Origin of the sequence: Devosia sp. (genome assembly GCF_025809055.1) — a bacterium.
Lineage (GTDB): Bacteria > Pseudomonadota > Alphaproteobacteria > Rhizobiales > Devosiaceae > Devosia.
On record NZ_CP075529.1, the window covers coordinates 2257888 to 2276563 of the forward strand.

Genomic DNA, 18676 nt, shown 5'->3' on the forward strand with positions numbered 1-18676 from the left:
GTTAGCGCGCCTCCGCCAGGCCGATGCGGGCCTGAAGCTGCTTGCCGAAAGACTGGGTGATGCGGTCAAAGACGATGGCCAGGACCACGATGCCGAGCCCGGCGAAAAGTCCCCGGCTCACCTCGAGCCGCCCGATGCCCTGCAGCACCTGGTAGCCAAGTCCACCGGCTCCGATCATCGAGGCAATCACCACCATGGACAGCGCCATCATCGTGGTCTGGTTGATGCCGGCCAGGATTGTGGGCAGCGCCAGGGGGATCTGCACGCCGAACAGGCGCTGCGACGGCGTCGTGCCAAAGGCGCGGCTGGCCTCCATCACCGCCGGATCGACCGAGCGCAGGCCCAGATCGGTCAGGCGCACCAGGGGCGGCGCCGCATAGACGATCGTGGCCAGAAGCGCCGGGATTTTCCCAGGTCCGAAGATCATCACCGTGGGGATGAGATAGACAAAGCTGGGCAGGGTCTGCATCAGGTCGAGCAGCGGCGTGATCACCTGCCGTACCTTGAGCGAACGGCTCATCCACACGCCGAACGGGATGGAGAGCACGATCGCCGTCAGGGTCGCTGCGATCATCAGCGCCATGGTGGCCATGGCATCTTCCCAAAGGTCCATGATCCCGAGGAAAATCAGCGAAACGAGAACGATGACCGGCAGCTGCCAGCGGCGCGTGGCCAGCCAGGCAATCCCCACCAGGATTGCCATGATGAGCCAGAATGGCGTGGCAATCAGCAACCGTTCAATGCCGTTGAGCAGCATCAGCAGCGGATAGGCCGCGGCCTCGAATTCATCGCCCCAGTTGCGCACGACCCAATTGAGGCCATCGTCGATGGCCCGGCGCCAGGGGCGGGTATCTATCAGTTCAGGAAACATGTTCGCTCTTCTCTTTCAGAGCCGGAAGCGGCATCGACCAACCGGTGCCGCCGCGTTGGACGTTCGATCCCGAAATCAGCACGGCGTTGATTTGGGGATCGGACGCGGAAAGCGGCCGGATCGGGGATCCGGCCGCCATCGGGATAGGTTCGCCCAGGATTAGCCGAGGCTCGCCATGACCTTTTCGGCCACGTCAGCGGGCACCCAGGTCGTCCACACATCCTGCTTGGTGCGCAGGAAGTTTTCGGCGGTGGCTTCAGCATCGGCCTGGTTCTCATCGCCATAGACCAGCAGTTCACTGATCTCGGCATTGGTGAGACCGGTCTTGGAGAAGTATTCCGCCACAACGGGTGCTTCTTCCTGGATCCAGGCCGCAGCACCGATCACTGCCGGGCTCGACGGATAGGCCGTCACGCCAGCGGGATCATCGCATTCCGGATCGGTATTGCAGGCATAGACTTCCGGCTTGCTTTCGCCCAGGTCGAGCTGCACGGCCGGATACTTGCCCAGGATCGCGGTGGGACCCCAATAGTAGAACAGGATAGGCTCTTCGCGGGTAAAGGCACGGGCGATCGATGCGTCCAGCGCACCACCCGAACCCGGCGAGAACAGGTTCCAGGTGCCGTCCATCTCAAAGGCCTCGTAGAGCGCCGAAGTCGACAGTTCACAGGCCCAGCCCGGCGGGCAGGAATAGAGACGACCCTTGCTCGGGTCTTCCGGATCGGCAAACAGGTCCGGACGCGCGATGACGGCTTCGGCCGTGGTCAGGTCCGGATTGGCGTCCTGGGTATATTGCGGGATAAACCAGCCTTCGACGGTGCCATCGGTGATGGCGTCGGCCAGCTGGACCACTTCGCCGGCTGCGATGCCTTCGGCCCAGGCATCTTCGATGGCGCTGGTCCACAGCTCGGGCGCAACGGCCGGCGTGCCGCGGCTGAGCATGGAAGAGGATGTCGGCACGGTGTCGCCGGCCACGATTTCGACATTACATCCGAACCCGTCTTCCAGGATGGTCGCATGGATATGCGCCAGGGCAGCCGCGGAGGGCCACGTCATCTCGGCAATGTCGATGGTTCGGTCAGTGCCGCATTCAGCGGCGCCGGCGTCCTGTGCAAGTGCGGGAAGGCTGCCAGCAGACAAAAAGGCAACAGCGATCGCGGCGGCAATGCCACCGGATTTCAAAATCATCAGGTATGCTCCTGCGTTTACGGAATGCGCCGGACCATAAAGATGGCAGAATTATGTGTCAAATTCGGCAATATTTGCGCAACAACAGAAAAGCAATGCGCCGATTTCCTTGAGCCGCCGTCGCCTCGTCTCTAAAGATGTATTAAATCAGACAAACGTCTTGACTGGCCAAATTGAAAAGTCTGGCAGTTTTTATTGACCATCAAGTCAAAAAAATCTCACACTTCGCAGAGGCCGCTGCTTACGGGAGATTGGAAACCCAATCGCTCCACACCTCACCGCGTTCGGCCACAAAGCGATCCGCGACCGCCTCCACCGTGGCACCTGGCTCGTTGAGCTGGCCGAGCATCCGGTTCATTTCGGCCAGCGGCATTGTGGCGCGCTGCAGGTATCCGGCCAGCGCCGGCATGTCCGAAAAGACACGGTCGGCAACGGCCATGACGACCTGGTCGGCCGGGAAAGCCGAGGCCTTGGGATCTGTGCATACCCGGCTGGCCAGACACTTGGCAGCGTCGGCATCAAAGGCGCCCATATCCACCGGCACGAAATCGAGCTGCGCCAGGATGGCATTGGGTTGCCAGTAATAGAACAGAAAGGGCTCACGGCGGTTGACGGCCGCGGCAATGAGTTGATCCATCTCGAAACGGTTTGCCGGCTCGACGATCTCCACCATGTTGGTCAGCCCCTGCGCGGCAATGAGGTTCCGGTTGATGACCGAGCAGGCCCAGTCCACCGGACAGGAGATGAAGCGGAGCGGCAATGCCACCCCTGAGGCTGGCAGCGTCTGGACAAGGGCGCTGGCTTCAATGGGTGCCGCGAACGCGGCGGCCAGGTCTGCCGGCATGTACCAGCCTTCAAATGTCTCCGCTCCGTAAGTGGGCGCCGCAGCCCGGATCATCTGCGCCTCGCTGGCCTGGTTCCACATGTCGGCGACCCGCGTGGTCCACATTTCCGGGGCCATTGCCGGCTGGCCGGTGGACCCCATCGAGGAAACCGTTGCTGCAAGGTCCCCCGGCGTGACGCGCACGTCGCAGCCAAAATTCTGCGCCAGAAGCCGGGCATGGATTTCCGCCAAAAGGGCCGCCGATGACCAACTCATGCGGGCAATGGCGAATGGTTGCGTGCCGCAGAGCGAAATTGAGGACAACTCATCGTCCGCGGGCCGGGCATCCGCCTCCGTGGCCGGAGCGTCGACGCTGGTGTCAGGTGACAATTCAGTGAACTGGGCCACAGCGGGCTGAGCCATGAGCGCGGCCAGCACCGCCACCATTGCCGTCAAAAAGCTGCCTTTGCCCATGTCGCTCCCTGTGCCGCACGGCCGCAAGTCTATGCTGAAACCGACCCCATTAAGCAACTATGCCATCACCTTGAAATGGCGTGCAAACCCCGGTGACTTTTGTTGCGGGATTGTGCAAGACTTGCCCCAGCGGAGGCGCGCAAGGTGCCTCCCAATCCGTTGTCGCGCCGTCAAGAGAGGGGCCGGGAAGGCTTCCCGGCGCGCAACCGAAACAGAGGGACGTCAATGTTCAAAAAAACCCTTACCCTGGCGGTCGCCGCCTCGACCCTGACCATGGCCGCTCCGGCTCTGGCGCAGGACACCGGCGCCACCATCGGCTTCATCGGCGGCTTCACCGGCCCGATCGAGTCGCTGACCCCGCCGATCTTTGCTGGCGCTGAACTGGTGGTGAGCCAGGTCAACGAGCAGGGCGGCATCCTGGGCGGCGAACTCTCGATCCTTTCGGCCGACGGTGCCTGCGACGCAACCGCCGCCGCTGCCGCTGCCGACCGCCTGATCAACACCGACAATGTCACCGGTGTCGTGGGTGCCCTGTGCACCGGCGAAACCATTGGCGCCTTCAACGGCTCGGGCCTCAGCGGCGGCGTGGTCTTCATCTCGCCGGCCTCTTCGGCTCCGGCCCTGACCACGCTGGAAGACAATGATCTCGTCTTCCGCACCACCCCGTCCGATGCCCTCCAGGGCGTCAAGATGGCCAACCTGCTGCTCGCAAAGGGCGTCAACGACATTGCCATCACCTATGTGAACAACGACTATGGCAAGGGCTTTGCCGATGCGCTGGCCGCTGCCTACGAAGCCGGCGGCGGCACCATTGCGGCCAACCTCGCCCACGAAGAAGGCAAGGCCGACTACCGTGCCGAACTGGGTAATCTGGTCGCCTCGCAGAACCTGGTGATCCTCGCCTATGCCAACGCCTCGGGTAACACCATCCTGCGCCAGGCCGTGGAATCGGGCAATTTCACCACCTATGTCGGCGGTGACGGCATGGTCGGCAACGACCTGCTCAACGGCATCGACGCTGCAGCCGTCGAAGGCCTGATCGCCACCCGCGCCGGCGCGCCGAGCGGTGAATCGGTCGACCTCTACAATGGCTTTGGCGGTGACGGCTTCGAAGCCAATGCCACCTATGCCCCGCAGGCCTATGACGCCGCCTTCCTGATGGCCCTGGCCATCGAGAAGAACGGCTCGGCCGCCCGCGAGGGTCTGTCGGCCGCACTGCGCGACGTTGCCTCGGCTCCTGGCGAAATCATCCGTCCGGGTGAATGGTCCAAGGCCGTCGAGCTGATCAAGGCCGGTACCGACATCAATTATGAAGGTGCGGGTGGCGCGCTCGACTTCGACGAAGCCGGCGACGTGGACGGCATCATCGTCGAACTCGCCGTCGAAGGCGGTGCCTTCGTCGAAAAGGGCCTGATCGACTAACTCGGCTTCGTCCGGCGCAAGGCGCCGGCAAAAGCCTCCGATGGAGGCTTTTGAGAAGCCGAGGCCCGAAGCGCCATGCGCGCAGGGCACGAACGCTCGATATACAAGGCCCGGGAGCGATCCCGGGCCTTTCTGTTGGGAAAACCAGCATGACAGACGACACTCGGACCCTGCGCTTCTACGCCGATCGCGCAAAGATCTACGCGCAGCACCGCAAACGGCCCGCCGTCCGGCGGCTCGACGGCTTTCTGGCGCTGCTGCCCGCGGGCGCGCGCATCCTGGAACTGGGCTGCGGCAATGGCATGGATGCCCAGTACATGCTGGCGCAGGGCTTCGAGGTGGACGCCACTGACGGCACGCCGGGCATGGTGGACGTGGCGCGTACCCGCATAGGCGAACGAGCGCGCGTCATGCGCTTTGAAGACCTGGATGCGATCGACGCCTATGATGGCGTCTGGGCCTCTGCCAGCCTTCTGCATGTCCCGGCAGCCGGCCTGCCGGACATGCTGACCCGTATCCATCAAGCGCTGCGCCCCGGTGGCGTCTTTGTGGCCAGTTTCAAGGGCGGAACCGGCGAAGGCCGCGATCACATGGGGCGCTATTTCAACTATCCGAGCGCAGCCGGACTGGAGGCAGCTTACCGCGCCTCTGGCTGGAGCGATCTGTCGCTGGAAACCAATATGGGCAGCGGTTTTGACACGCTGCCCACACAATGGCTCTGGATGACGGCGAGGCGCTAGCTCCGCGCACCCTCGCGCTTTACCACTTCCGGAATCAGCCCCCGTGGCGCGAAGCGCAGAGCGATGGTGATGACCAGGCCCAGCACGAAGACGCGCATCTGGGCGGAACGGGCCTCGATCTCCGGAATGGCGCCCCAGCCGACATTTGTCGACCACATGGAGACGAGGTCAAACACGGCCTTGGACAGCGGCTCGGAGATCACCCAGATCATCCACAGCAGCACCGCCCCGAACAGCGCCCCCCAATTGTTACCGGCGCCACCAACGATGACCATGACCCAGATAAGGAAGGTGTGGTTGATCGGCTGGTAGCTCGAGGGATCGAAGATCTGCACGAAGCTGACCAGCATGGCCCCGCCAATGCCCATCAGCACCGAGCCGAAGACGAAGATTTCGAGCTGGCGGGCGGTGACGTTCTTGCCCATCGACGAGGCGGCGATGTGATTGTCGCGGATCGAGCGCATCATCCGCCCCCAGGGGCCGGCATAGGCACGGCTGATCAGCCACATGACAATGGCCAGCACCACCAACGCCAGCAGCAGATAGCCGGCACGCGCCGCAATCAGGGATGAGGCAATGTCCAGGCCATCGGCCTGATATTGCTGCGGCAGGGGCACCGGCCAGGGGATGGGCGACACAGTGAGGGTGCCGCGCGTCAGCCAGTCCATGTTCTTGATGAGGGCCCGGATGATCTCGGAAATACCGATCGTGGCGATGGCGAGATAGTCGGTCCTGAGGCCAAGACAGATCTTGCCCACGATATAGGCGATACCGGCGGCCAGAACACCGCCAAACAGCCAGCCCAGGATCGGGTGCCCGCCCAGCCCGCCGACCCAGCCGCCACCGACACTCTCGATATAGGCCGCCGCCGGATCAAGCTGGCTGCGATAGAGCACATAGGCGACAAACCAGGCGAGGACGGTCAGGGCCCCCTTCCACTTGCCGGTGATGCCGATGCGATGCGCCTGCCGCGCCGCCAGCACGATCAGGGCGCCACCGGCAAAGGCGGCGAGCGCGCGACCCAGCATGGCCGGACCGTCCGATCCCCAGAAGGCGGGATTGACGGGATAGGAAATGAAGGTGACAGCCGCCCCGCCGATCATCATGAAACCCATGATGCCGAAATTGAACAGCCCGCCATAGCCCCACTGAATGTTGAGGCCCAGCGCGATCAGGGCATAGGCGGCCGCCTCCACCAGGCGCGAACTGGTAAAGGGCACGCCCATGACCCAGCCGATGGCCAGGATCAGCACGAACAGCCCGGCGAAAAGCGTGAGGGAACGCTGGATCATGACGAGGCGCCCTTGAAGATGCCGGTGGGTCGCACCAGAAGCGTCACCACCAGAATAACGAATGCAACGGTGAGCTTGTACTCGGTGGGCACCAGCGCCAGCGTTGGCGGCAATTGCAGCCAGTCCGGGAGCACGGCATTGAGCGGACGGAACAGCATGGTCCAGTTGAACACGGCCAGCGTTTCGGCAAAGCCGATCAAGAGCCCCCCGGCAATGGCACCATAGGCCTGCCCGAGGCCACCCACGATGGCGGCGGCAAAGATCGGCAGGATGATGTTGAAAGCCAGGTCCGGCTTCAGCGTCACGTCCAGGGCCAGCATGGTCCCGGCCATACAGCCAAGCGCCCCGGCAATGATCCAGGTCACGCGCACCACCAATGCCGTGTTGATGCCGGAAACCTGCGCCAGGTCGGCATTATCGGCCATGGCGCGCATGGCCTTGCCCAGCCGCGAGCGGGTGAGGAAGAAATGCAGGGCGATCACCGAAACCAGCGTGACGAGAATCATCAGCACCTGCGGCTCGGTGATCACCAGCGGTCGTGTCGAACCGATGGCCGAGGTATCGATCCGGAAGATTTCCTTGGGCTCATTGGCAAAGAAGGAATAGGACCCGGCCCCGAAGAACAGGCGGATGAGCCCCTGCACCATCAGCGTCACGCCGATGGAGGCGATCAGCAGGGTGACAGGCTTGGCACCGCGCTTGCGCAGCGGCGCATAAAAGCCCTTGTCGATCCCGAGCGCCAGCACCGCCGCGAGCACCATGGCAATGGGCAGCACGACGAAACCTGTCGGGATGGGGGTGACGATGCCCCAGGCCGCAAAGGCCGATGCGAGCAGGAAGGCGATGAAGGCCCCGCCAGTCATCAATTCGGAATGAGCGAAATGGGCAAAACGCAATATGCCGAAGATCAGCGTGATGCCAATGGCGCCCAGCGCATAGATGCAGCCCAGCACAAGGCCGGAAATGATCACCTGGTTGGTGAAGAAAACGAGTTCGGTCATGCGGGGACCCGGAAGTTAGGTGCATTTGGAGGTCCCCCCCTCATCCGGCGCTGCGCGCCACCTTCTCCCGCGAGGGGAGAAGGAAGGATGGGGCGAGATATTGCCAAATAGCCTTCTCCCCTTGTGGGAGAAGGTGCCCGAAGGGCGGATGAGGGGAACAGCGCGATAACCATCGTCAGCCCCCCAGGAACGACTTGGCGACTTCGGGGTCGGCGATCAGTTCGGGGCCCGTGCCGGTGAACCGGTTCTGCCCACTGGCCAGAACGAAACCCTTCGAGGCAAAGGCCAGCGCCTGGCGCGCATTCTGCTCCACCATCAGGATGCCGACGCCTTCCTTGTTCACCCGCTGGATGGTCTCGAAAATCTCGATGACGTAGCGGGGCGACAGGCCCGCGGAGGGCTCGTCGAGCATCAACAGGCTCGGCTTGCTCATCAGCGCGCGGCCCATGGCGACCATCTGCCGCTGCCCGCCTGAAAGCTCTCCGGCCGGCTGCCGGCGCTTTTCGGCCAGCACCGGAAACATCTCATAGACCCAGGCCATGGTTTGGGAGAAATCGTCCGAGCGCGTGAAAGCGCCCATTTCCAGATTTTCCTCGACGCTCATCGAGGTGAAGACGTTCTTTTCCTGCGGAACAAAGCTCAGCCCCTTGGGCACCAGTTTGTCGGGCAACGAATTGGCGACATTCTCGCCACCGAATTCGATGGTGCCGGACGTGACCTTGAGCAGACCGAAAATGGCCTTGAGCGTAGTGGACTTGCCGGCACCGTTCGGACCGACGATCACCCCGATATCGCTCTTTTCGATAGCCAGGTTGACCCCGTTGAGGATCGGCGCGCCGCCATAGCCGCCGACAACATGCTTGAGTTCAATGAGCGCCATCACGCCACCTCGACCGGCGTGCCGAAATAGGCTTCGACAATGGCGGGATTGGCGCGGATTTCGGCCATGGGGCCTTCGGCGATCTTCTCGCCCTGGGCCATGACGATCACCGGGTCGCACAGGCGGCCGATCAGGTCCATGTCGTGCTCGATGACGAAGAAGGTGTAGTTCAACTCGCGGTTCATGCGTTCGATATTGGAGGCCAGGTCGTTGAGCAGGCTCTTGTTGACGCCGGCGGCCACTTCGTCGAGCAGGACCACCTTGGCGTCAACCATCATGGTGCGGCCCAACTCGAGCAGTTTTTTCTGCCCGCCCGAAAGGTTTCCTGCCAGCTCGTCGCGGACATGGCCGAGCTTGAGGAACTCGATGACGTCCAGCGCCTTCTTGCGGACATCTGTCTCGCGCGACCGCACCAGGCGGGGCCGGAACCAGGTGTCGACCAGATGCTCGCCCGGCTGGTCACCGGGCACCATCATCAGGTTTTCCAGCGCCGTCATCTGGCTGAACTCATGGGCGATCTGGAAGGTCCGCAACATGCCGGTGCGGAACAACTGATGCGGCTTGAGACCGGTCACATCCGACCCGTCAAAGATCACCTGGCCCTGATCGGGAACGATATTGCCGGCGACAATATTGAACAGCGTCGACTTGCCCGCGCCATTGGGGCCGATCAGCCCGGTGATGGAGCCGCGTCGAACCGAAAGAGAACAGTTGTTGACGGCCTGCAGGCCGCCAAAGCTTTTGCTGACGTTGCGAACGTCGATAACCAAGTCGGAGGACACCAATGCCGTCCCGTTTCCTGTCGTGCCAAGCGCCCGGTTGAATCCGGGCAAATTTGCGGCATCTGCTCACACCGGGGTCTGGCGGTCAACCGGACGAGGCGCTCAAAGGTAAGCGAGCACCGCGTCGGCTGTGGATTTATTGTTGGCCAGCGGCACGTCGTAGAGCGTGGCCAGACGCGTCAGTGCCTTAACGTCCACATCGTGCGGCTGGGCCGAAAGCGGATCGATGAAGAAGATCAGCACGTCGAGATTGCCTTCGCAAATCAGCGCACCCAATTGCTGATCCCCGCCCAGTGGCCCGCTCTTGAGCAGGCTGACCGTGAGACCCGTCGCTGCCATGACCCGGCTGCCAGTCGTGCCGGTGCCCCAGAGCTCGTGTTCGGACAGCTTGTGCTTGTGCGCCTCCGCCCAGCGGCACAGATCATCCTTCTTGTCGTCATGGGCCACGAGGCCAATCCGCGCCATATCCGTCTCCCGAGCCGGTCTGACGCCTAGATGTCCCGGCAGAGAGAAAAAGGCAATGGTTGCATTGCCTCAGGCGCGTCGCGTCACCAGTTGCACCGGCGCCCGCAGGTCGGGCCTGACCTCTCCCGCCTTGAAGACATCGACGATCTCGTCGAGGCCAGCCGCCTGGCTCTCCGTCTGCTCGATTGCCGCATTGGTCTGCTCGACAAGCGCGGCATTGTGCTGGGTCATCTCGTCCATCTGGCGGATGGCGACGGCAACCTCCCCGAGAGCCGAAGATTGGTCCTGGCTGGCCTGGGCGATGGCATCGATCAGGCCGGCGCTCTCCTCCGTCCCGGCCAGGATATCGGCGAGCCGCTCGGCCGCCTTGCCGACCAGTTGCGCCCCTGTCCGGACTTCCCCGGCGCTGGTCTCGATCAGCGCCTTGATATCGGCCGAAGCGCTGGCTGCACTCTGCGCCAGGCGCCGGACCTCCACGGCGACCACCGCGAAACCCTTGCCGGCATCGCCTGCCCGTGCGGCCTCCACCGAGGCATTGAGTGCCAGAAGGTTGGTCTGAAAGGCAATGTCGTCGATCAGCCCGATAATGCTCGATATCTTGGACGAAGACGTCTCGATCGCAGTCATGGCCACGGTCGCCTGCCCCATGACCGCCCCGCCATCACTGGCACTGCCCGACAATTGCCGCGCCCGGCCGCTTGCCGCCACCGCGCGCCTCGCGTTTTCGGCCACCGTTTCCGTCAATTGCTCAACAGCGGCCGACGTCTCTTCAATCGTTGCGGCCTGGCGCGTCGTACGTTCGGAAAGGTCATTGGCCCCGGCCAGGATTTCCCCCGTCGCCACGCGCAGTCCCTTGGCGGTGCGGCGCAGATTGTCGACGATGGTCTGCAACTGGCCCAGTGAGGCGTTGAACGCCTGCCTCAACTGCTCGTACTGGCCACTAAAGACAGTGTCGATATGACCGCCCAGGTCGCCATCGGCCATTCGCGCCAGGCTGGCCGTCAATTCGGAGAGGATGCGCTCGCCGCGCTTGCGTTCGCTGATGTCGGTGGCGAACTTGACCACCTTCACCGGCCGTCCGCCGGCATCGAAGATGGGGTTGTAGCTGGCCTGTATCCACACTTCCTTGCCGTTCTTGCCGAAGCGCTGAAACTCGGCTGCCACATATTCCCCGCGCCGCAACTGTGCCCAGAACTCTCTGTAGTCGGCGCTCTTGGCATAGGCGGGATCGCAGAACATGGAGTGGTGCCGGCCGGCAATATCGCCCAGCGCGTAGCCGACCGTAGCCAGAAAATTCTCGTTGGCCGTGATGATGGTGCCATCGAGGTTGAAAGAGATCACCGCCTGAGCCCGCTCGATAGCCGCGATCTGCGCCTGGTGGTCGGCGGCGCGCAGCGTTTCCGCCGTGATGTCGGAGGCCACCTTGATAACGCTGACCGGGCGCCCGGCCCGATCCAGAACTGCGGTATAGCTGGCCTGTATCCAGACCTCGCGACCGCCCTTGGCAAGGCGCTGGAAGATACCGGTATGAAACTTCCCCCGGCCAAGCTCGGCCCAGAACTGCTGGTACTCCGCCGTTTCCGCCCAGCCCGGCAAACAAAACATCGAATGATGCTGACCCACGACTTCGTCCGGCTCGTAGCCCATCGCATCGAGGAAATTCTTGTTGGCCGTCAGGATCCGGCCATCCAGTGTGAACTCGATCACGGCCTGGCTGCGCAGGATGGCCGCGTGCTTGGCCTCGATCGTGCCATACCGTCCAGACCGCCCCACCGCGAAGCTGTGCATCGCTTTGTTCCCGCTTCATTGCCCTAATGGCAAGGCTGCGCCGTCTGCGGTTAACAATGTGTTACCGTTTAAGTACATATGCCACGAACACAGCACACGTTGGCGCAAGGCAACTATGCGTTTCTGCGTACGCACTATAATAAAGTCATTCTCGGAAGTTATTGTTGATTTATTTCGTTCCGATCGCGAACAATTTCTTGAAACCGGTACCGGGGCAATAAAAAAGAGGGCGCATGCGCCCCCTTTTTGGACCCTGAGCTAAAGCTCGATCAGAATTCTGACCAGTCCGTCGCTACCGCCGCATTGCCCCGGCTGAGATAGGATCGCGCCGCTTGTTTGACCTTGTCCGCCGGACCCAGGCTCTCATTGCGTTTCGGCGCCGCTGGCTCGCGCCGCGCGGCTGGCATCTCTTCGGCCCCATCTATGGTGAAGATGGCGATCACGTCGTCCAGTTCGCTGGCCTGTGTCTCGGTCTGCTCGATGGCAGCGTTGGTTTCCTCCACCAGTGCCGCATTGTGTTGGGTCATTTCGTCCAGCGTGCGCACCGCGACATTGACCTCATCGATAGACGCGGCCTGCTGTTTGCTGGCCCGGGCAATGGCTTGCATCTGCTCGGCATTCTGGGTGATCGCACCCAGGATTTCCCGCAGTTGCGAGGCGGCGTCGGACACAAGACCCGACCCAGTCCGCACTTCTGCCGCGCTGGCGTCAATCAGGGCCTTCACCTCCGACGAGGCTTCCGCCGCGCTCTGGGCCAGCCGACGGACCTCCACCGCGACCACAGCAAAGCCCTTGCCTGCCTCCCCGGCCCGCGCCGCTTCCACCGAAGCATTGAGCGCCAGCAGATTGGTCTGGAAGGCAATATCGTCGATCAGGCCGATGATGTTGGAGATCTTGGCGGAGGACTGCGTGATCCTGTCCATCGCCTGATTGGCCGATTCCATCACGTCGCCGCTGCGCCCCGCTTCACTGGATACGCGCGCCGCGCTGGTATTGGCGCTATCGGCCATGCGGGCGTTCTCGGCGACCGTACTCGCCAATTGCTCCATGGCCGCAGAGGTTTCCTCGATCGTCGCGGCCTGCCGGGTGGTGCGCTCGGACAGATCATTGGCGCCGGAAAGGATTTCGCCGGTTGCAGTCTTGAGAGCACGAGAGGTGACCCGGAGCTTGCCGATCACTTCGCTCAGCTTGTCGGCCACCGCATTGGTGTCGGTCTTGAGCTTGCCGAACGCCCCGTGATACTCGCCCTGCATGCGCTGCGTCAGATCGGCCTGTGCAAGCGCCGACAGCACATCGCCGGTTTCGGAAATGCCTCGGTCGACCGTTTCCACCAGCCGGTTGACGCTGCCCGCCAGGCTGTTGAGTTCCGGATCGGGGAACTGGGCATGTACGCGCTTCGAGAAATCGCCGGCGATAGCCGCATCCACCACCTCGCCAAAGGCAGCCTGCAGCGCCACCATCATGTCGGTGCGTTCAACACGGCGGCGCTGTGATGCGGCCCGCTCTTCCTCGGTCATCTCAGCGACCTTGAGCCCATTCTCGCGGAACACTTCGACAGCCCTGGCCATTTCGCCGACCTCATTGGTCCGTTCCACATAGGGCACCTCGGTTTCAAACGCGCCCTGGGCGATGGATTTCATCGTGCCCGCCAGTTTCGGAACCGGCGACAACAAAAGCCGCGCAGCAATGAACCCGGCGCAACCCAGCACCAGCAGGGCGGCAGCACCGACCGCTACCAGCAGCAGCAGAATGGAGGTTACGACGCTCTCGACGGCCGCGCGGTCGACACCGACATAGAGCACGCCGACGGCTTTGCCGGTCTGATCGACAATGGCCTGGTAGGCGGTGAGATAGGGATGGCCCTGGATGACGGCATCACCAAAATAGGCCTGCCCCTGCATTACGGCTTCGAAGGCCGGTGATTGCTGACCCAGCGTCGTGCCAACGATGCGCTCACCCTGGGGATCGGTGATCGTCGTGGTCATGCGCACGAAGTCCTGCTGGGCCTCGTCCCATCCGAAAATGGTCGCCGATTCTCCGGTCAGCCGCACCACGGAGTCGACGATGTCATGGTTGAGAAACTGCCGGGGCATGGCCCAGGTGGAGATCGACTGCAATTCGCCCTGCTCTCCCCAGGTCACCTCGGCGCCGGGCAGATTGCTGGCCAGGATCGTAGCCGCGGTCTTGAGGTTGGCGACCTGTCGCGTCTCGGCCTGTTGGCGAAGTTGCGAGCTCAAATTGAAGTAGATCGCACCCGATACGAGGGCCACCGACAACAGAATCGCGGCAACTACCAGCATGACGATACCGGTTGTAACCTTCATGTTCGCAAACATGCGGGACGGTCGCCTGATCATCTTTCATTTCCCCACTCAGACGTCATGCACTTTTGGCGCGACGTTACTTCAGTAAATCCTACCATCGCCCGCTTAATCGATTGTTATCCGTACGGGCGTGCAAAGGCCCGCGCCGTTGCCGGACGCGGGCCTTGCCTCATGATAGCCGGCTATGGCTCAGAACTCGTCCCAGTCCGGAGCGAGGGCGGCATTGCCTCGGCTTTGCAGACTGGGTCCGGCGGCCCGCAGCTTTTCCTGCTGTGCCTGCACGCCCTGACCGGCCGGGGCCGCACTTGTCGCTTCCACCCGGAACACATCCACGATGCGGTCCAGTTCGATCGCCTGTGCCTCGGTCTGCTCGATGGCCGCATTGGTCTCTTCAACCAGCGCCGCATTGTGCTGGGTCATCTCGTCCATGGTCCGAACCGCCGCCGAGACCTCCTCGATCGCCGAGGCCTGCTCGCGGCTGTCATTGGCAATGGCTTCCATCGAGGCGGTATTTTCGCGGATCGAGGCCAGCATCGAGCCGAGCTTGCCGGCCGCTTCCCCAACCAGCTTGGAGCCGGAGGTCACTTCCCCGGCGCTCTGTTCGATCAGCGCCTTGACCTCGGAAGAGGCCTGCGCCGCCGACTGCGCCAGGCGCCGCACTTCCACCGCCACAACCGCAAAGCCCTTGCCCGCTTCCCCGGCGCGCGCCGCTTCCACCGACGCATTGAGCGCCAGAAGGTTGGTCTGGAAGGCGATGTCGTCGATCATGCCGATAATGTTGGAGATCTTGGACGAGGACGAGGTGATCCGCTCCATCGCCTGATTGGCCGCATCCATGACCTTGCCGCCATCCTCTGCGGTCCGGGTCACCTGGCTGGCATTGGCGCTGGCCTCGCGGGCCCGCTCCGCATTGCGCAGAACAGTGGATGCCAGCTGCTCCATGGCCGCAGACGTCTCCTCGATGGTCGCTGCCTGCCGCGTGGTGCGCTCGGACAGGTCATTGGCGCCCGACAGGATCTCGCCCGTCGCCACCTTGAGCGAACCAGAAGTGTGGCGCAGTTGCATGACCACTTCGCTCAGCTTGTCGGCCACCGCATTGGTATCGGCCTTGAGCTTGGCAAAGGCGCCTTCGTAGTCCCCGGTCATCCGTTGTGTCAGGTCGGTATTGGCCATGGCACCCAGCACCCCGCCAATCTCGTCGACACCGCGATTGAAGGTGGTGACAAGATTGTTGACGCCGCCGGCCAGGGCATTGAGTTCGGGATCGGGGAACTCGGCGGTGACCCGGCGGGAGAAGTCGCCGGCAACGGCGGCATCCACCACCTCGCCGAACGCACTCTGCAACTCGCTCATCATCCGCTTGCGGTTTTCCTGATCAGCCACGATCCGGGCCGCTTCCGCTTCCGTCATCTGGCTCACGCGCAGGCCGTTCTGCCGGAACACCTCCACCGCACGCGCCATGCCGCCAACTTCGTTGCCCAGCTCCGTATAGGGCACATCCGTCTCGTACTGACCCTCCGCAATCGCATCCATCGCACCTGCCAATTGTGGAATCGGACGGGTCAATAGGCGCGACACGACGAGGCCGATGGCCCCCATGACCAGCAGCAGCACGCCAGCCATGGCCGCAAGTCCAGGCAGAGCTTCGCGTGCGGCGGCATCGGCCAGCGACGCATCCTTGCCAACCCAGAAAGCACCCAGAAGCGTTCCATCCAGCTTGTATATCGGATGGGCGGCCGCGTTGAACGTCTTACCCTCAAGCGCCATCTCGCCGAAATAGGCCTGACCGGCATTGAGCGCCACCGCCGGCGCATCGGCCGGATCAAGCACGAAGTCGATCACCCGTTTGCCGTCGTCGGTTTCAAAACTCGTGGACTTGGCGATGAACCGGCCCTCGGCATCGAGGCTGAACACAATGGTTTCGCCGCCCGTAACCCGGGTTACCGAGTCGACCGCGCCGGTATCGTAGAAGTTCGGAATGGAATAGGTCGTGAAGCTGACAATGCTGCCATCGTCCTCGTTCCAGGTCAGAACCGATCCGGACAGGCGCTTTTCATAAACTGTAGCCGCCGTCTTGAGATCGGCGTCCTGCTGGGCGATGGCCTGACCCACGGCCTGTCCCCGCAGGCTGAAATAGGTGCTTACGCTATAGGCTATGACGGTTACGCCAATACTGGCCAGCATCAATACCGCAATGGCGGCCGTCAGCCGCACATGTCGCAAGCCTGCAAAGATAGTCATCATTCCCCCCAACTCCGGCCCTGTGGCTGCTCGATCCTCTGCCACGATATACCGGAGCGCTTAACGCAAGCTTGCTCTTGTATGGTAGTTGTCTGGGTACGAAAAAAGGGGCGCCGTCAGGCGCCCCATGTTTCTGCTCAGAACTCGTCCCAGTCCGGAGCGAGGGCGGCATTGCCTCGGCTTTGCAGACTGGGTCCGGCGGCCCGCAGCTTTTCCTGCTGTGCCTGCACGCCCTGACCGGCCGGGGCCGCACTTGTCGCTTCCACCCGGAACACATCCACGATGCGGTCCAGTTCGATCGCCTGTGCCTCGGTCTGCTCGATGGCCGCATTGGTCTCTTCAACCAGCGCCGCATTGTGCTGGGTCATCTCGTCCATGGTCCGAACCGCCGCCGAGACCTCCTCGATCGCCGAGGCCTGCTCGCGGCTGTCATTGGCAATGGCTTCCATCGAGGCGGTATTTTCGCGGATCGAGGCCAGCATCGAGCCGAGCTTGCCGGCCGCTTCCCCAACCAGCTTGGAGCCGGAGGTCACTTCCCCGGCGCTCTGTTCGATCAGCGCCTTGACCTCGGAAGAGGCCTGCGCCGCCGACTGCGCCAGGCGCCGCACTTCCACCGCCACAACCGCAAAGCCCTTGCCCGCTTCCCCGGCGCGCGCCGCTTCCACCGACGCATTGAGCGCCAGAAGGTTGGTCTGGAAGGCGATGTCGTCGATCATGCCGATAATGTTGGAGATCTTGGACGAGGACGAGGTGATCCGCTCCATCGCCTGATTGGCCGCATCCATGACCTTGCCGCCATCCTCTGCGGTCCGGGTCACCTGGCTGGCATTGGCGCTGGCCTCGCGGGCCCGCTCCGCATTGCGCAGAACAGTGGATGCCAGCTGCTCCATGGCCGCAGACGTCTCCTCGATGGTCGCTGCCTGCCGCGTGGTGCGCTCGGACAGGTCATTGGCGCCCGACAGGATCTCGCCCGTCGCCACCTTGAGCGAACCAGAAGTGTGGCGCAGTTGCATGACCACTTCGCTCAGCTTGTCGGCCACCGCATTGGTATCGGCCTTGAGCTTGGCAAAGGCGCCTTCGTAGTCCCCGGTCATCCGTTGTGTCAGGTCGGTATTGGCCATGGCACCCAGCACCCCGCCAATCTCGTCGACACCGCGATTGAAGGTGGTGACAAGATTGTTGACGCCGCCGGCCAGGGCATTGAGTTCGGGATCGGGGAACTCGGCGGTGACCCGGCGGGAGAAGTCGCCGGCAACGGCGGCATCCACCACCTCGCCGAACGCACTCTGCAACTCGCTCATCATCCGCTTGCGGTTTTCCTGATCAGCCACGATCCGGGCCGCTTCCGCTTCCGTCATCTGGCTCACGCGCAACCCGTTCTGCCGGAACACCTCCACCGCACGCGCCATGCCGCCAACTTCGTTGCCCAGCTCCGTATAGGGCACATCCGTCTCGTACTGACCCTCCGCAATCGCATCCATCGCACCTGCCAATTGTGGAATTGGACGGGTGATGACGCGAGAGGCGATGAAGCCGATAATGCCCATGGCGGCAGTGACAGCAAGTCCGGCAATGGCGATCAAGCCCAGCACGCTGTTGGCTGCAGCTTCGACCTGGCTCATCGGCGTCCCGACGAATATGGCGCCCATGATCTCGCCGCTCATCTTCTCGATGGGCTGCAGGGCGGCGTAGTAAGCAACACCCTTGATGTCGATGGGGCCCAGATAAGGTTCACCGGCCATGACGGTCTCGAAGGCCGCGCTGTCGGGCCCGAGGACCAGGTCGGACATCCGCGTGCCATCCTCGGCCAGAAGGCTGGTGGTCTTGACCAGCATGGTGCCGCTGGCGCTGTCGATCACATAGATCGATGCATCCTGCTTGGTCACGCGTGTAACGGAGTCGATGATCTCGGTGTCGTAGAAGGGCGGAATGGCCCAGCTCTGGAAGGCTTCGATGCTGCCGCCTTCGCCCCATTTGAGCACCGAACCGGAAATGCGGCGTTCCAGGATGGTGGCGGCAACGCCCACATTGGTCGCCTGTTGCGTATTGCTGTCGGCCATCGCCCGCGCGTGCAGGTTGAGATAGATCGTGGCGGACACGATCGCGATCGAGCCGATGATGGTGCCCAGCACCAGAACCAGAATAGTGGTGGTCATGCGGACATTGCCGAGCATGCGCGCCAGCGTCTTCATGGAAGTTCCCCCCGAACAGTCGGATGCGCCGGAGGAGCCCATCCTCTGGCCGATATGAGGGAAGACGCTAATGGTAAACCGGTTACTGAAAGTTGTACGGAAATCCACGCAATCGATTTCGGAAGCTCGAAATCTGATCACCTTCGCACTTTTTCGCGTCAAGCTGCCGGATTTTTGCGCATCGACGGCCTTG

General features: G+C 62.8%; 14 protein-coding genes. 2 read left to right on the forward strand and 12 right to left on the reverse strand.

What is annotated here, in order from left to right:
• Position 1: 1 nt before the first annotated feature.
• The 3 genes from KIT02_RS11115 to KIT02_RS11125 form a co-directional block, all read right to left on the reverse strand.
• Positions 2-871, reverse strand: coding sequence for a proline/glycine betaine ABC transporter permease (locus tag KIT02_RS11115; protein WP_297577741.1), 870 nt, complete (start codon positions 869-871; stop codon positions 2-4).
• A 159-nt stretch (positions 872-1030) separates the two neighbouring features.
• Positions 1031-2059: a glycine betaine ABC transporter substrate-binding protein gene (locus KIT02_RS11120; RefSeq protein ID WP_297577742.1), complete on the reverse strand. Its 1029-nt coding sequence runs from the start codon at positions 2057-2059 to the stop codon at positions 1031-1033.
• Between the two features lie 241 nt (positions 2060-2300).
• Positions 2301-3356: a glycine betaine ABC transporter substrate-binding protein gene (locus KIT02_RS11125; protein WP_297577743.1), complete on the reverse strand. Its 1056-nt coding sequence runs from the start codon at positions 3354-3356 to the stop codon at positions 2301-2303.
• Between the two features lie 225 nt (positions 3357-3581).
• Here KIT02_RS11125 and KIT02_RS11130 point away from each other — a divergent pair, with 225 nt between their 5' ends.
• Together KIT02_RS11130 and KIT02_RS11135 are read left to right on the forward strand one after the other, a co-directional pair.
• A complete protein-coding gene (locus tag KIT02_RS11130; RefSeq protein ID WP_297577744.1) occupies positions 3582-4778 on the forward strand; it encodes an ABC transporter substrate-binding protein in 1197 nt (398 codons plus the stop codon).
• A gap of 149 nt (positions 4779-4927) precedes the next feature.
• Positions 4928-5518 carry a class I SAM-dependent methyltransferase gene (locus KIT02_RS11135; protein WP_297577745.1) on the forward strand — a complete coding sequence of 197 codons (591 nt, stop codon included), beginning with the start codon at positions 4928-4930 and terminating at the stop codon, positions 5516-5518.
• Here the strand turns inward: KIT02_RS11135 and KIT02_RS11140 are convergent.
• The 9 genes from KIT02_RS11140 to KIT02_RS11180 form a co-directional block, all read right to left on the reverse strand.
• Positions 5515-6810 (reverse strand): branched-chain amino acid ABC transporter permease, encoded by a 1296-nt coding sequence (locus KIT02_RS11140; RefSeq protein ID WP_297577746.1) that lies wholly within the window; start codon positions 6808-6810, stop codon positions 5515-5517. The two genes, KIT02_RS11135 and KIT02_RS11140, sit on opposite strands and share 4 nt — an antisense overlap.
• Positions 6807-7811, reverse strand: coding sequence for a branched-chain amino acid ABC transporter permease (locus KIT02_RS11145; RefSeq protein WP_297577747.1), 1005 nt, complete (start codon positions 7809-7811; stop codon positions 6807-6809). Before KIT02_RS11145 ends, KIT02_RS11140 begins: the two co-directional genes overlap by 4 nt.
• 175 nt (positions 7812-7986) lie before the next feature.
• Complete coding sequence (locus KIT02_RS11150; RefSeq protein WP_297577748.1) at positions 7987-8691, reverse strand: ABC transporter ATP-binding protein; 705 nt, start codon at positions 8689-8691, stop codon at positions 7987-7989.
• A complete protein-coding gene (locus KIT02_RS11155) occupies positions 8691-9461 on the reverse strand; it encodes an ABC transporter ATP-binding protein (protein WP_297577749.1) in 771 nt (256 codons plus the stop codon). The genes KIT02_RS11150 and KIT02_RS11155 overlap by 1 nt, the downstream gene beginning before the upstream one ends.
• Before the next feature lie 114 nt (positions 9462-9575).
• The gene (locus KIT02_RS11160) at positions 9576-9938 is read right to left on the reverse strand and encodes a methylglyoxal synthase (RefSeq protein ID WP_297577750.1); all 363 of its coding nucleotides are present in this window, start codon (positions 9936-9938) and stop codon (positions 9576-9578) included.
• Positions 9939-10007: 69 nt separating this feature from the next.
• On the reverse strand, positions 10008-11726 hold the full coding sequence (locus tag KIT02_RS11165) for a methyl-accepting chemotaxis protein (RefSeq protein WP_297577751.1): 1719 nt from the start codon (positions 11724-11726) through the stop codon (positions 10008-10010).
• 269 nt (positions 11727-11995) lie between these two features.
• Positions 11996-14050: a methyl-accepting chemotaxis protein gene (locus tag KIT02_RS11170; RefSeq protein WP_297577752.1), complete on the reverse strand. Its 2055-nt coding sequence runs from the start codon at positions 14048-14050 to the stop codon at positions 11996-11998.
• 189 nt (positions 14051-14239) lie between these two features.
• Positions 14240-16291, reverse strand: a complete 2052-nt coding sequence (locus KIT02_RS11175; protein ID WP_297577753.1) for a methyl-accepting chemotaxis protein — start codon at positions 16289-16291, stop codon at positions 14240-14242.
• Positions 16292-16428: 137 nt separating this feature from the next.
• Positions 16429-18483 carry a methyl-accepting chemotaxis protein gene (locus KIT02_RS11180; protein WP_297577754.1) on the reverse strand — a complete coding sequence of 685 codons (2055 nt, stop codon included), beginning with the start codon at positions 18481-18483 and terminating at the stop codon, positions 16429-16431.
• Positions 18484-18676: the final 193 nt, after the last annotated feature.